This is a genomic window from Brotomerdimonas butyrica, assembly GCF_025567305.1.
In the GTDB taxonomy this organism is placed as follows: domain Bacteria; phylum Bacillota; class Clostridia; order Peptostreptococcales; family Anaerovoracaceae; genus Lentihominibacter; species Lentihominibacter butyricus.
In genome coordinates, this window is sequence record NZ_JAOQJP010000005.1 from 36,486 (window position 1) to 50,558 (window position 14,073).

A 14,073-nucleotide genomic window follows, 5' to 3' on the forward strand; every position below is an offset into this window, starting at 1 on the left:
TTCATTCAGAAAATAAGTGCAAAACGCGAAGCGGCATGCCGGGACTCGGGCAGATACCGGCCGGGCAGCTGTCATGCTTCCATGTTTTCGAATTTTTTCGTAGCCACCAGATAATCGTTGAGCGTCCCCAGGTGGACATAGTAATAAGAGTAGCGGTCTTCCTTCCTGACCTCGACAAGTCCGGCATCCCTGAGTTTTTTCACATGCTGGGATATCGTAGCCTGCGAGTAGTCAAAATAATTGACGAGATCCTTGTTGCAGACGCGCTCTCTTTTTTTGTTTGATGTCATGATGTACCTGAATATTTTTATTCTTGCGGGATGTGCCAGTGCGTCGGAAATCTTTGCGATAAGCAGTATGTCACGCTCCTGCATTTCATCGAGTTCTTTTCTTAATCTCATATTTTAATGCTCCTGTCTGACGGATACCTGCGGGTCAGGGCCGTCCGATAATGCGAATACTACTAGTATACTTATATGCAAAAAATATGTCAACTTTTGTTTTTTTTGAGCGAAACTGTTTTTTTTACGAACTGACGCCGGGGCTGTATATCCCGCTGATCTGGGGAGACGGGTAAAGAAAAAGACCCAAAAGCGCTTGGTAAAGGCCCTTGGGTCTGACTTCACATGGCTGCAGTGATCTTGAAACAAGATCGACTTAGTAATTATACTGGATCGATTCCAGTGCTTTTGTCACCGCTTTGTTATCCTGCATGCTTTCGCCGATCACCTGGATAAGAACAGGGTAATTGTTGGTTACAGTGTAATAGTAGCGATCGTCCGTCTCATCAAGGAGAACGTATTCCTGATCGCCGATCTTGGTCCTGGTGTAAGTCTTGTAGCTGTTTTTGCTCTCAAAATCTGATTGAAGCATGTCTAGCGTATACTCCTGTCCCTTTACATAAGAAGGATAGCTGAGGCTTGTTTCTTCATCTTTGGAAATCCCGACGATAAGTACATATTCACCGACGCCATACCCTTCTCCTTCCTTTGCCATAAGGATCTCTTCATCATCGTCATCTGCTTCTGTGATATAATCAGGCATATCCAGAGCTTCTACAGAGATAGCGCCGCTTTTTGTTGTGACGCGTTCTACTTTCTTGTCTTTGCCGCTGTCTCCGTCTTTGTCGCCGCCATCGCTGCCGCCGCTGCCACAGGCTGCAAGTGAAAATGCAAATACCATTGCCAGCAAAACAATAAATACTTTTTTCATATTTCCTCTCCTTTCGGAATAAACTGAAAATTCCTTTTTATTATTATACAGCCTTTCGAGAGAGGGGTCTATTACTCAAACGAGTACCAATGGGGCTGTTTTGCTGCGTTGATGCCCGCTGCATGAGATATTCACGTTATGAAAAAGATCGCTCATCTCTGAGCGATCTCCTTTCAGTCATCACTTTTATTGCCACTCTGTTCAGGAGGTGTATTTCCTGATTTTTTGTGTCAGCAAGGAGATATCGTTTCGATATTCCCTGACTGAGAATAAGGAGGGGCTGCCGTGTTTTAGGGATTGAGAAGAAGAAGTGTTTTTTCGAAGCAGCCCTTTTACCTACTGTTTCAGCAATCATTCTTTTCTTTTGCTGTGCCTATATATTAGCAGTGGAATATGCTGTTTTTAGGGTGGAATTGTGAAGACTTGTTGAAAAAATATCATCGGCATCGTGAATATCACAGGTCTTACCGGAGGAGCCCCGCAGGGGAGACCGGCTACTCTGTTCGGATCAGTTCCAGGTCCATTTTCCATTTAAGGATCCTTCTGACAGAGTTGTCGAGCCGTTTTTCAGTGATCGTTCCGTTTCTTACCGCTTCGGTCACCGACTTGCACTGTTCTGCAAAATCCCCTGTGCAGAGCATGTCGTTTCCGGCGAGTATCGCGGCAACGGCGCAGTCTCTGTCAGGTGAAAACTCTGCGATCGCGCCCATCGAAAGATCGTCGGTTATTATCACGCCGTCGAAGTCAAGTTCATCACGAAGTATTTCATGTATCGCAGGTGAAAGTGATGCAGGCAGCTCCGGGTCGAAAGCAGAGACGATACTGTGCGATACGAGCACTGCAGGCGCTCCGGCCTTTACGCCGGCCTCAAAAGGCAGCATATCGACATTTCTGATCTGCTCGGCCGACCTGCTGTCGACAGCGATGCCGTTGTGTGTGTCCGCAGAGTTTCCATAACCGGGGAAATGCTTCAGACAGCATCCCTCATTATCATCGAGGCATGCGGCAACTGCAGCCTTTGCATATTCAGACGTCACTTCAGCATCCTGCCCCAGACTCCGCGGATACATGAAGTCGTTTGGATCGGTTGAAATGTCAAGCACGGGTGCGAGATTGAGATTTATGCCGAGCCCGGTCAGCAGTGCGTTTTTTTCATGGATATCAGAGATCACGGCCTTCATGCCGCCGGAAGCGTAAAGCTCACGCGGTGATTTGAAAGGCTCGCTCCTGAATGCCGGAGAGCTGCTGACCCTGTTGACAGTTCCTCCCTCCTCGTCGACCGCAACGAGCGGAGGGATATCGGAAGCCTCGTTCAGCTCGCGGATCGCAGATGTAACATCTTCCTTGTCAGAGCCGTCAAACGCCGTGCCGAACAGCAGCACGCAGCCGAGTTCATACCCGCCGGACGATGCAGACGAGGGGATATCGCTGTAAAAGCAGCCCATGAACAGCTGTCCGACTTTTTCTTCGACAGACATTCCGGCGAGCATTTTTTCGATCGCCTTATCCTTCCGGGTACTGTCGTCGTCAGAGGTCGCCGGGCTGCCGGTCGCATCCCGGCTGCCGTTAAAGGCTGTAAAAGGCAGTATGCATGCGGCGAGAACGACCGCAGCCGCGAGTATGATGACTAAAGTTTTCTTTTTCATATATTATCTTTCCTTGCCCCGGACCAGCGTGCGGTCTGACGTGATATGCGATCCGCACTTTGCAGCGGAGCACGATGAGAGCATGCCATGAGCATGCATCATGCAGGGCGCACAGAGATCGTGCGGCGAGGTTTTTCATGCATAGCCTGCAGCGTTTTGCAGAATCTCCGGGGTACGGATAAGCGTCAGTTGAGCAGTGGTCTCAGTTTTTTTACGAGAATCGCAGCAACGATTATTTTGAGGGCGTCTCCGGGTAAAAACGGGATGACGCACAAAAGCATCGCAGACCACAGGCCGGTGCCTGTGCTTATCATGAACCATGCTGTGCCGAATGCGTAGCAGATCAGAAGTCCGATGACCATCGCGAGCGCATAGAGAAGTGTTTCTTTGACCGCACGACCGCCTGAGGCTGTCTGCTCGCCCGCTGTGCTGCGTTTTACCAGCACGTCGGCGAGAACTCCGATGATGAATACTGCGACTATATATCCTATTATATATCCTCCGGTCGGTCCTGCCAATACCGAGATGCCGGCTCTGAATCCCGCGAACACCGGAACGCCTGCGGCTCCGAGCAGGACGTATACTGTCATGCTGATAGTGCCGTATTTTTTACCTAATATGCCGCCGGTGAGGAAAACCGCAAGTGTCCCGAGGTTTATCGGGACGGGCGTGAAGCCGAGCGGTATGGTGATGAACGAGCAGACCGCAGTTATCGCAGCAAATAGCCCGCACAGGATCATATAAGTCGTTTTTGAGTATCGTTTTGATGTTACTGATGTCATAATTTCCAGTTCCTTTCATATAAATGTAAACCCCTTAGCGAAGATTGTAAACCATGTCTGGGGAATTGTCAACACAAAACAACGATCGTCAACTGAACAAAAATAATCGATAACGATCGTCAGCTGCGCAGCGGCATGCATACTGATATGCTGCAGCACTTTACCGCGCCGCTTCGCTGCTTCGGCGCCGGCCAGCCTGATTTTCGTCCGCACCGCCGACAAATCGTTAACTTCTGCGATATACCATGCATATTATATGAGCAGAGGCAGTAAACATATAAGGTCGCAGATTTTCAGGAGGGGAGTCCTGCATGAAGCAGCCGGCATGCCATGAACGGCAGCTTTGCATGAAACCGGCCCCCAACTGACATATGATTAGGAGGTAGCAATGATAAGAGGATCGATCGCAGCTCTCGTAACACCTTTTGATGAAGAAGGGAAAGTCGATCATAAACGGCTGAGAGAGCTGATAGACTGGCACATAGAGCAGAAGACTGATGCGGTGCTGGTGCTTGGAACAACAGGAGAAACGCCCGCGCTCACAGATGAGGAGCAGGAAGAGATCGTAAAGACCGCAGTCGATGAGAGTGCAGGCAGGATACCCGTGATCGTCAGCAGCGGCAGCAACAATACAGAAGAGTCGCTCGCAAAAAGCATGATATATCAGGAGCTGGGCGCAGATGCACTTCTTGTTATCACGCCATACTACAATAAACCGAACCGCAGCGGTATGATGGAGCATTTCTGCACGATAGCCGATAACGTCGATATACCGGTCTACATCTATAATGTTCCGGCGAGGACCGGCATCTGCATAGACCCGGAGACCGTCGAGGCACTGTCGAAACACCGCAACATAGCCGGCATGAAAGAGGCGAGCGGCGATATGTCATATTTTGCGAAAATCTCAGCGCTCACAGGAGACGATTTTGCACTTTATTCAGGCAACGATGATATCACGGTGGCGCTGATGTCGATGGGAGCCGTCGGAGTCGTGTCCGTGTGGGCGAACCTCATGCCTGACAAGGTAAGGGAAATGACTCACGCTTTCCTCGACGGTGATACGGAAAAAGCCCGGAAGATGCAGCTCAGGTATCTCAACCTGATAAATGCGCTTTTCTGTGAGACGAATCCGGTGCCGATCAAGACCATCATGAATATGAAGGGAATGGACGTCGGCAGCTGCAGGCTCCCTCTGGGACCGGTAAGCAGTGCCAGCAGGAGGGTCCTGCGACGTCTGGCAGATGAGATGTAAAGACTGCAGGTCCATGTATGCCGGTGCTCATGAGCACGTCAGGAGCCTGCGTCTGCGGCGCATCTCCGTGCAGCTGCTGTCGAGCCGTACGGCTCGCATCACCCTACTGTGACGAAGATGTATAGTTTGTGAAGATTTTGTTAAAATACAAATAGTTGCATTGACAACCAAAATATATGCCGCTAAAATAGCAAAGGCAATATGGTTGCAGTGACAACTATTTGTTTTTTGCTGCTGCAGGAGCAGCTGGAAGATATGATGATATGACAAGAGGTGGCTGGTAATGATCAATGAAAAAGATACTGTGGCAGGAAGCCGCTGCATGTGCGGATGCGGAGAACCCGGTATGGAGCCGCTGCAGATGTATTTCTCGGTGATATACAGACACGGCAGAGTGATGCATGACAAGGCCATGAAGCAGTTCGGACTTACAGGACAGCAGATGGGATATCTCAAGAATATAAATGCAGCACCGGGGCTTTCACAGGAAGAACTTGCAAAGCAGATGCACATAGACAAGGGTGCAGTTGCAAAATCCCTGAAAGTACTCGTCAAAAAAGGGTACGTGATCAGAAAACGCAATCCGGACGACAAACGCGCATACTGTCTGTTTCCGACAGAAAAGGCAGAGGGGATAAAGCGCCGTGGAGAAAAGCACTTTAACGAATTTGAGCGCGAGATAACAAAAGGGCTGACCGAAGAGGAACGCGAGACTCTGGGAAGGCTGCTGGGAATAGTTACGGATAATATAGCAAAAATGCTGGAGAGGGGAGACTTATGAAAACGACACTAAAATACTACAGGCCGTATATCCTGCCGATAGTGCTGATAATCGCATTCCTGTTCGGACAGGCTATGTGCGAGCTGGCACTGCCGGGATATATGTCCGACATAATCAACAACGGTATAGTCAAGCAGGATATGGGCTATATCAGACATACGGGACTGATAATGATCGCAGTTGCGGCAGCAACGGTCGTCTGCGCGATCATGGGCAGTCTGCTGGCATCGAGAACAGCGGCGAGATCATCAAGAGATATAAGGCGTGCGCTTTTCAGAAAAGTGACGGCCTTCTCGGCAGCCGAGCTCAACGATTTTTCGACGGCTTCACTGATAACGAGGTCTACAAACGACGTACAGATGGTGCAGCAGGCGACAGTAATGATATTAAGACTTGCATGCTTTGCGCCGATCATGGGTATCGGAGCGGTGATAAAGGCGCTGAATACGAGCGTGTCGCTTTCGTGGACGATAGGGATAGCGCTGCTGGTGATACTGGGTATAATGATGGTGTCGTTTTTCCTGGTGCTGCCTAAGTTCCAGGTGCTGCAGACTAAGCTCGACAAGCTGAACCTGCTGATGAAAGAAAGACTGTCAGGGGTCCTGGTCATCAGAGCTTTCAACACTGAAAAAAGCGAAGAAAAGAGGTTCGATATCGCGAACAGGGATCTGACGAAGATCAATATGTTCACGAACAAGGCGATGTCGTTCATGATGCCGATGCTGATGTTCGTGATGAACGGCGTCAGTATACTTATCGTGTGGGCCGGCGCTCATCTTGTGAATGACGGCAGTCTGATGATCGGAGATATGCTGGCATATCTCCAGTACGCGATGCATGTCATAATGTCGTTTCTTTTCATAACGATGATGTTCATCATGATACCGAGAGCTATCGTTTCGGCAAAGCGAATAGGAGAAGTGCTCGATGTCGAGCCTTCGATCGAAGATCCGGAAATGCCTGAGACGGTCGAAGATCACAGGGGCGTCGTGGAATTCGATCATGTGTCATTTTCGTATCCTGATGCGGAAAAGGAAGTCCTTGAGGACATCAGCTTCACTGCCGGACCCGGCAGGACTACCGCGATAATCGGAGGTACGGGAAGCGGCAAATCCACGCTGATAAGTCTTATCCCGAGATTTTACGACGCTACAGAAGGAAGCGTGCGCGTCGACGGGAAGGATGTAAGGGATATCACACAGCATGAGCTGCGTGATCAGATCGGGTATGTTCCGCAGAAGGGACTGCTGTTTTCAGGCACGATAGCATCGAACCTGCAGTACGGTAAGGAAGACGCGACTGAAGCGGAGATGCTCGAGGCGGCGGAAACGGCGCAGGCGATGGATTTCATCAGGGAAAAGGAGCACGGACTGGACGAAGAAGTCGCTCAGGGCGGCACGAACGTGTCAGGAGGCCAGAAACAGCGCCTTTCCATAGCACGTGCACTCGTAAAAAAACCGAAGATATACATTTTTGACGACAGCTTCTCGGCGCTCGACTTCAAGACAGACAAGGCGCTGCGTGAAGCCCTGAAGGAAAAGGTAGGGGACAGTACTATAATAATAGTTGCGCAGAGGATAAACACGATAATAGATGCGGATCAGATCCTGGTGCTGGACGAAGGCCGTCTGGCAGGAAAAGGCACGCATGACGAGCTGATGCAGACATGCGATGTATACAGAGAGATCGCGCTGTCACAGCTCAGTGAGGAAGAACTTGAAAGGGGGCGTAAATAATGGCTGAGAGAAGAAAAGGCCCGGGCCGTCCGGGCGGTCCCGGTGGCAGGATGATGCCGGGGGAAAAGGCAAAAGATTTCGGCAAGACGATGAAGACCCTGATCGGGTACCTCAAACCTTACAAGTTCAGACTGGCGATAGTGTTCATATTCGCGATCGCCAGCACGGTATTCACGATAATCTCTCCGACGATACTCGGCGACGCGACCGACAAGGTGGTCGAAGGGCTGATGAGCGGCATGGGGATAGATTTCAGCGGACTCGCATCGATACTGTTCCTGCTGCTGGCGCTTTACGGCTGCAGCCTGCTGTTCGGAGTCGTGCAGGGCTGGATAATGGCCGACGTTTCGCAGAAGGTCATCTACAACCTCAGAGACAAGATGTCGACGAAGCTCGACAGACTGCCCCTCAGATATTTTGACAGCAGGACACATGGAGAGATCCAGAGCAGGATGATAAACGACATAGAAACCGTAAACCAGACACTTTCCGTCAGCCTGACACAGATGATCACGAGTTTCACCACGATCGTGGGAATACTGATCATGATGCTGAGAATAAGTGTAGTGATGACACTGATGGCACTCGTCGTACTGCCGCTTTCCATGGGAGTGATACGCCTTGTGGTCTCAAAATCGCAGGGCCACTTCAAGAACCAGCAGAAGTATCTCGGTTATGTAAACGGGCACGTCGAGGAAATGTATGCAGGTCACGACATCGTCAAGGCTTTCAACAGAGAAGAAGAGTCGCAGCAGGTATTCGAGGAGTACAACGACAAGCTCTGTGAATCCGCATGGAAATCGCAGTTCCTGTCCGGCATGATGATGCCGATCACGAACTTCATAGGAAACCTGGCATATGTTGCGGTGTGCCTCCTAGGCGGATATCTTGCGATAAACGGAAAGATCTCGATAGGCGACATCCAGGCGTTCATTCAGTATGTGAGAAGTTTCAACCAGCCTATCGCTCAGGTCGCAAACGTTGCGAATCAGCTGCAGTCTACGGCTGCGGCAGCTGAGAGGATCTTCGAGATAATAGACGAAGAGGAAGAGGTCGACATAGACACAGCGCCGGAAGAAGTCATAGATGTCGATCATGTAAAGGGGCAGGTCGCTTTCGAGCATGTACATTTCGGGTATACGCCGGAGGAAACTGTCATAAGCGACTTCTCGTTCACTGCACAGCCGGGACAGCGCGTTGCGATAGTCGGGCCTACGGGAGCCGGCAAGACTACTATCGTCAAGCTGCTCATGAGATTCTATGAGCTGGACGGCGGCAGGATAATGATCGACGGATGCGACATAACGAAGCTTTCCAGGGCGAACCTCAGAGAGATGTTCGGAATGGTGCTGCAGGATACATGGCTCAACAACGGTACGATACGCGACAATATAAGATACGGCAGACCTGATGCTACTGATGAAGAAGTCGAGGCGGCTGCAAAGGCTGCACATGTCGATCATTTCATAAAGACTCAGGGCAAGGGATATGACATGGAGGTCAACGAAGAAGCGACGAACATTTCTCAGGGGCAGAAACAGCTGCTGACGATAGCCAGAGCGTTCCTGGCAGACGCGCCGATACTGATCCTGGATGAAGCGACAAGCTCGGTAGATACCAGAACGGAATCGCTGATCCAGAAGGCGATGACGAGCCTGATGCAGGGAAGGACCAGCTTCATAATCGCCCACAGGCTTTCCACGATCAGAGATGCAGATCACATACTCGTGCTGGATCACGGCGATATAATAGAACAGGGAACACATGAGGAACTGCTCGCAGCAAACGGATTCTATACGAACCTTTACAACAGTCAGTTTGCAAAATAGTTGAACGATTGTCACACACTCGACATAAAAGCGTGGTATAACATTAAACATCAGAAACGTTACAGCAGAGATGTTTGAAAAGCGAGGGTGATGTGCAATGAATAGATTATTTGACAACAAGATAGCTTTAAGACTGGTTCTGGCGGCGCTGATACTGGTAGTCATGGGAGCGGCAGGAGTGCTTCTTTCCGTGAGCGGTCTGCACAGCGGCAGCGAGGCTGCAGCCGCAAAGAGCAGCAGTGCTACGAGCACGCAGAATATTAAGGCAGATGCTTCTGAAGAAAATGCAAAGCTTCTTTACAGCTGCAGAGTGGAAGATGTAAATGATACGGCTGCGGTGGCTGCACTGCTCGAAACGATGGGCATAGAAGATGTCGCAGGAAAGTATGCAGCGACTATAAGAGCTGACGGTGATACTCAGGCAATGACGATAGAGCTGCAGGAGCCCGTGCAGAAGGCCGGCAAGAAGTCGCTTGACAAGAATATGGAAAACTGCGCGCAGCAGATCATGGCGCTGATGCCGTCTGTAGGAAGAGTGGAGTGGACATATTCGCTGGCGTCGACGTCAAAGGAAGAGGATGAGACGGCCACGGTATCCCTTGATGAAGCAGCGGCAACGAAGCAGCTTTCAAAAGACGTAAAGAAATACGGCAAATCAGAGAAAGCGTTCAAAAAGCTTCTGATAAAGCAGGCGGACAATGCTCCCGCGAAGAGCAAGTAGCAGCAGACGTATAACCGGATATGCATACATCCGCATCGAACAATGATAGAAGGGGCTGCAGCATCAACGATTTACGATCATAAATCATTAATGCTGCAGCCCCTTTCAATGTTTGTGATTTCTCTATGAGCGTATGTTATTTCATCTTCCTGCGATAAAGCGTCGTTGTTCCCATCGCTGCCAGTGCAGTCAGCATGAGGGCTGCCCACAGGAGTGGAGTGGAAGCATCGCCGGTCTGGCTGATGCCGGTATTCTGATTCGAGTTGTTTCCGTTGCCGGCAGTTCCGCCGGAGCTGTTGGAAGTGTTATTTCCACCGGAGCCGCCGGAGCCTGTATTTCCATTGGAGCCGTTGTCCCCGGAGCCACCCGGTTTTCCTGATCGCCGCCCGGTTTCTCCTGATCAGTCGATCCTTCTCCCGGCGCATTTTTCTCCACCGGATACAAAGAAAGATCCGGCGATGTCAGGATGTCTCTCCAGTAAGTGTCGTGGTCGTAGTCGATCGCGCTTCCCGTTTCTCCATCGATCAGATTCCGATTAGTATTGCCCGAAAGCTTCACCTTATCACCAAGAGCCTTGCCGGCAGTTCCGGACTTGGAAACCGATGCACCGCCTTCCAGATAAGCATCTGCCACTGAAATCGTACCGTTTCCTGATACGGCATCGCCGCCTTCTCCGAAATGACCGTCTCCGCCGACAGCGATCAGCTTGCCTTCGCCTGTGATCGAGCCGCCGTTAAGACGGATCGCCGTGCCGCCGTTGGATGTAGTCGCATCCTTGCCGCCTCCGAAGACCGCAAGCACAGCATCTTTTTCAAGTGTCAAAGTGCCGTTGACCTGAAGTCCGACCTGGCCTGTGTAGCGCTTTCCTGTCGCGGGATCTGTCCCCGTCGGAGCCTCATCTCCTCTCAGGAACACTTTGCCTTTCAGCTTCACACTGCCGTTGATCACAACGACAGGATCCGTGTTGCGACGTGCTTCCGACCCGTTGGCGATATTGTTGGTGTTGGAATAGATCTTTGCATTCTCCAGCGTTGACCCGTCCTTTAAAACCAGCTTGCCGTTGATAGACGCACCGTTGAGGAATTCGCCGCCGCCGTAATCATTGTAGTTCATGGAGAACGTTCCGCCGTTTTCTACTTCAACAGCCCCCTGGATCACCGAATCCCGAAGGGTCAGCTTTGCACCATCCTGTACAACGATTTTCACGCTGCTTAATATGTCCATATTGACCAGTGTCAGATCGCATCCTTTTGGCAGGATCAGTGTTTGAGGCTGCAAAGTGCTCTCCGGCACAGCATAGCCCAGTTTGCCGTAAGTTCCGCTGGTGTGCGAGCCGTACCATGCTTTTACATCCGCAGGAACTACTACCGTCTGATCCCCGGAAGCCAGAGTGAAGTTTTTGATGGCCCATGGCTCCATATCGTACATATATTTTCCGTCTGCTGTTTTCGTGCAGTTGGCAAGCGTCAGCTGATCCTGCAGCGTTTCCTCCCCGCTGTAAATGCGGAACGGCAGAGCATTGCTCGTTGCTGTCCGGCCCAGCTCGTCGGTTATCGTTACGCTGATATCGTAGATGCCGGGCTTTGCAGGAGTGCCTGCTAATGTGACCGACCCGTCGTGGACGGAGTACACGCCAGCCATCCCTGAATCATTGCCATTTGCAGGAACTGTGCGGTTCTCGATATTGACCGATGAACCTTTAGAAACCACGCGGATATCGCTTTCGTTCAAAAGTTTCCAGTCGCTGTCCTGTGGAACCTGTCCTTTCTTTACCAGGGCAACTTCCACGCTGGCATTGCTGTTTTTATTCTGCGTAACATTGGTGGATGCGCCGCTGATGGCGTCATAGCCTTTCTGGTTCACCAGCGCCGATTCAAAAGTTCCTACCAGGCGAACGTGGAGCTGCTGGTCGTCGCCAGGAGTTGAGTCGGAAGAAACGGTGAGTTTGTTATCTTTGATGGAGACCTTAAAGGTCAGCGTTTTGTATCCGTTAGCCGTGATGGTGATCACATCTCCGCTTTTTAATGCGGCAGTCTGACTGTAACTTTTCTGTGCAAATTCAAGGGCACTGTCTTTGATGCGATATTTTCCGCCAGCGGACGGTGTGAAGCTGAAAGCCTCCCAGGCAGTATCATTGACAGAGACCTGCTTGACAGATTTTAAATAGCTGGGATCCTTAAAGCTGAACTGCCATAAACTGTTGAAAGAGTCTTCCTTGATTGAGATATCACCGATCGAGATCTCTTTTTCTGCATCGGCAGCCTTTTTTTCAAATACAGCATTTATCGTCACGTCGGAAGCCGGCATCTGAAACTTGGAATCCTTGATGGAAATATTTTTTCCGCTGCTGTCCGTAGCTGTGAGCGACTTCAGCATGTAGCCGGTATCCGGTACTGCCGTGATCGTGACGGTATCACCTTTTTTTGCGGATGTCTGGTCGACAGTCACGGTGCCGTGTGTTGTGGCTGCCGTCGTGATTTTATATGTCTGTGCAGTTTCGCCGGTTGAAATCGCAGCTGTATGATTTGATTTGTCCAGCGTCAGCATCAGATCACTGTAGCCGTCTGCAGAGATGACGCAGGTAGCTGTAGTATCACTGAAGCCTTCACCGATACGGATCTGCTTGTCAGTCGGCAGTAAACGGTAGCTGGAACCGGTGTCCTCAAAATCCCAAAAACCGCCTGCTTTTTTATATGGGGTGCCGGCGACCTGAACGGAAGAAATCGCCTGAAACCAGTCTTCGTCACTCGTGTTGAATGTGATCGCAAATCCTTTGCTGATGCCTGCTGTTGTGCAGCTGTCGATCTTGTCCGGCGGTGATTTTTCCGCTGCGGCAGCAGGAACTGTCCCCATTGCGGCTCCTGTGATCAGCATCATGGCTGACAACAGAAATGCCATAAATTTGTGTTTGAATTTTTTCAATATTAATCTCCTCTCTGTTAAATGGTCCCGCAAAAGTTAATGAGAGCTAACTGGGTTAGCTTTAAATAACATCAGCATAACATGTCCGAGAGTTAGCGTCAACTAATATCTAAAATATGTTCATCTTTGTTCTCTTCTGTTAATTTAGCGGAAAACAATCTCAACAACAAAACATTTGCTGACTATCACTTGCTTTTCTGCTATAATGATGGTGAAATGGAGACAACATATTTTTATGATAGATAATTATGGCAGAGTGATAGATTATATGCGGATATCTGTCACGGAACTTTGCAATCTCAGATGCAGATACTGTATGCCTGAGGACGGGATCGTCAAGCGAGCGCATGATGAAATGATGACGGCGGAAGAGACGATCGACGCGGTAAAGGCGGCAGTTTCGCTCGGGATCAAAAAAATCAGGATAACAGGCGGCGAACCTCTCGTAAAGAGGGGGATCGTCAGGCTTTGCAGTGCGATCTCAGCGATAGAAGGCGTCGAGGAACTCTGCATCACCACTAACGGCACGCTGCTTCCGAAGTTCGGGAGGGAGCTGCGCGAGGCGGGGGTCAGCAGGGTCAACATAAGTCTCGACACGCTGGATCCGGACAGGTACAGAGAGATAACCAGGGTGGGAGAGCTCAGTGAGGCTCTGGCCGGGATCGATGCGGCATTCGAAGCCGGGTTCGACAATATAAAGATAAACAACGTGCTGATGGGCGGTTTTAATGATGATGAGATCGAAGATTTCGTAAAGCTCACCGTCGACAGACCGATAGAGGTCAGATTCATAGAGCTGATGCCTATAGGCGGCGGCATGGATTTTGACAGGAGCGGATTTATCAGCTGTCAGCAGGTGCTTTCAAAGGTGCCGGAGCTTGAGCCGCTCGAGCACAGCGAAGGAGTGGCAGTGCTTTACAGGCTGCCCGGTGCAAAGGGCAGGGTAGGACTGATACGACCGATAAGCTGCGAGTTCTGCGGGGACTGCAACAAGATAAGACTTACTTCCGACGGCATGCTGAAGCCATGTCTGCACTCAGATGCAGAGCTTTGCATAAAAGGGCTGCAGCTGGATGAGATGACGGAAGTGATGAAAAGAGCAGTGCTGCAGAAACCTGAGATGAGAGATGCGCTCGATGCGGACAATCCGAGCCACGCGGGCCGGAATATGAACAGTATAGGAGGTTGA

At 50.4% G+C, this 14,073-nt stretch carries 11 protein-coding genes; 6 read left to right on the forward strand and 5 right to left on the reverse strand.

What is annotated here, in order from left to right:
- Positions 1-71: 71 nt before the first annotated feature.
- From OCV59_RS04710 to OCV59_RS04725, 4 genes are all read right to left on the reverse strand, one after another.
- Positions 72-401, reverse strand: coding sequence for an ArsR/SmtB family transcription factor (locus OCV59_RS04710; protein WP_147593347.1), 330 nt, complete (start codon positions 399-401; stop codon positions 72-74).
- A gap of 256 nt (positions 402-657) precedes the next feature.
- Positions 658-1,212: a lipoprotein gene (locus OCV59_RS04715; protein WP_147593348.1), complete on the reverse strand. Its 555-nt coding sequence runs from the start codon at positions 1,210-1,212 to the stop codon at positions 658-660.
- 494 nt (positions 1,213-1,706) lie between these two features.
- Positions 1,707-2,858 (reverse strand): glycoside hydrolase family 3 protein, encoded by a 1,152-nt coding sequence (locus tag OCV59_RS04720; protein ID WP_147593349.1) that lies wholly within the window; start codon positions 2,856-2,858, stop codon positions 1,707-1,709.
- Between the two features lie 185 nt (positions 2,859-3,043).
- Positions 3,044-3,640: a biotin transporter BioY gene (locus OCV59_RS04725; protein ID WP_262584118.1), complete on the reverse strand. Its 597-nt coding sequence runs from the start codon at positions 3,638-3,640 to the stop codon at positions 3,044-3,046.
- 388 nt (positions 3,641-4,028) lie between these two features.
- Here OCV59_RS04725 and dapA point away from each other — a divergent pair, with 388 nt between their 5' ends.
- The 5 genes from dapA (at position 4,029) to OCV59_RS04750 (ending at position 9,962) form a co-directional block, all read left to right on the forward strand.
- Positions 4,029-4,895 (forward strand): 4-hydroxy-tetrahydrodipicolinate synthase, encoded by an 867-nt coding sequence (dapA, locus tag OCV59_RS04730; RefSeq protein ID WP_147593350.1) that lies wholly within the window; start codon positions 4,029-4,031, stop codon positions 4,893-4,895.
- Positions 4,896-5,178: 283 nt separating this feature from the next.
- Positions 5,179-5,676, forward strand: a complete 498-nt coding sequence (locus OCV59_RS04735) for a MarR family winged helix-turn-helix transcriptional regulator (RefSeq protein ID WP_147593351.1) — start codon at positions 5,179-5,181, stop codon at positions 5,674-5,676.
- The gene (locus OCV59_RS04740) at positions 5,673-7,412 is read left to right on the forward strand and encodes an ABC transporter ATP-binding protein (RefSeq protein WP_147593352.1); all 1,740 of its coding nucleotides are present in this window, start codon (positions 5,673-5,675) and stop codon (positions 7,410-7,412) included. Before OCV59_RS04735 ends, OCV59_RS04740 begins: the two co-directional genes overlap by 4 nt.
- Positions 7,412-9,241: an ABC transporter ATP-binding protein gene (locus OCV59_RS04745; protein ID WP_147593353.1), complete on the forward strand. Its 1,830-nt coding sequence runs from the start codon at positions 7,412-7,414 to the stop codon at positions 9,239-9,241. Before OCV59_RS04740 ends, OCV59_RS04745 begins: the two co-directional genes overlap by 1 nt.
- A gap of 97 nt (positions 9,242-9,338) precedes the next feature.
- Positions 9,339-9,962, forward strand: coding sequence for a DUF4825 domain-containing protein (locus OCV59_RS04750; RefSeq protein ID WP_147593354.1), 624 nt, complete (start codon positions 9,339-9,341; stop codon positions 9,960-9,962).
- 189 nt (positions 9,963-10,151) lie between these two features.
- Here OCV59_RS04750 and OCV59_RS04755 read toward each other — a convergent pair whose 3' ends face one another.
- Positions 10,152-12,884, reverse strand: a complete 2,733-nt coding sequence (locus OCV59_RS04755; RefSeq protein ID WP_147593355.1) for an InlB B-repeat-containing protein — start codon at positions 12,882-12,884, stop codon at positions 10,152-10,154.
- 235 nt (positions 12,885-13,119) lie between these two features.
- Here OCV59_RS04755 and moaA point away from each other — a divergent pair, with 235 nt between their 5' ends.
- Positions 13,120-14,073, forward strand: a complete 954-nt coding sequence (moaA, locus tag OCV59_RS04760; RefSeq protein ID WP_147593356.1) for a GTP 3',8-cyclase MoaA — start codon at positions 13,120-13,122, stop codon at positions 14,071-14,073.

Excerpts from the sequence above, each read along its gene's own strand:
- OCV59_RS04710 (WP_147593347.1), bottom strand. The coding sequence starts at position 401 with ATGAGATTAAGAAAAGAACTCGATGAAATGCAGGAGCGTGACATACTG.
- OCV59_RS04715 (WP_147593348.1), bottom strand. The coding sequence starts at position 1,212 with ATGAAAAAAGTATTTATTGTTTTGCTGGCAATGGTATTTGCATTTTCA.
- OCV59_RS04720 (WP_147593349.1), bottom strand. The coding sequence starts at position 2,858 with ATGAAAAAGAAAACTTTAGTCATCATACTCGCGGCTGCGGTCGTTCTC.
- OCV59_RS04725 (WP_262584118.1), bottom strand. The coding sequence starts at position 3,640 with ATGACATCAGTAACATCAAAACGATACTCAAAAACGACTTATATGATC.
- dapA (WP_147593350.1), top strand. The coding sequence starts at position 4,029 with ATGATAAGAGGATCGATCGCAGCTCTCGTAACACCTTTTGATGAAGAA.
- OCV59_RS04735 (WP_147593351.1), top strand. The coding sequence starts at position 5,179 with ATGATCAATGAAAAAGATACTGTGGCAGGAAGCCGCTGCATGTGCGGA.
- OCV59_RS04740 (WP_147593352.1), top strand. The coding sequence starts at position 5,673 with ATGAAAACGACACTAAAATACTACAGGCCGTATATCCTGCCGATAGTG.
- OCV59_RS04745 (WP_147593353.1), top strand. The coding sequence starts at position 7,412 with ATGGCTGAGAGAAGAAAAGGCCCGGGCCGTCCGGGCGGTCCCGGTGGC.
- OCV59_RS04750 (WP_147593354.1), top strand. The coding sequence starts at position 9,339 with ATGAATAGATTATTTGACAACAAGATAGCTTTAAGACTGGTTCTGGCG.
- moaA (WP_147593356.1), top strand. The coding sequence starts at position 13,120 with ATGATAGATAATTATGGCAGAGTGATAGATTATATGCGGATATCTGTC.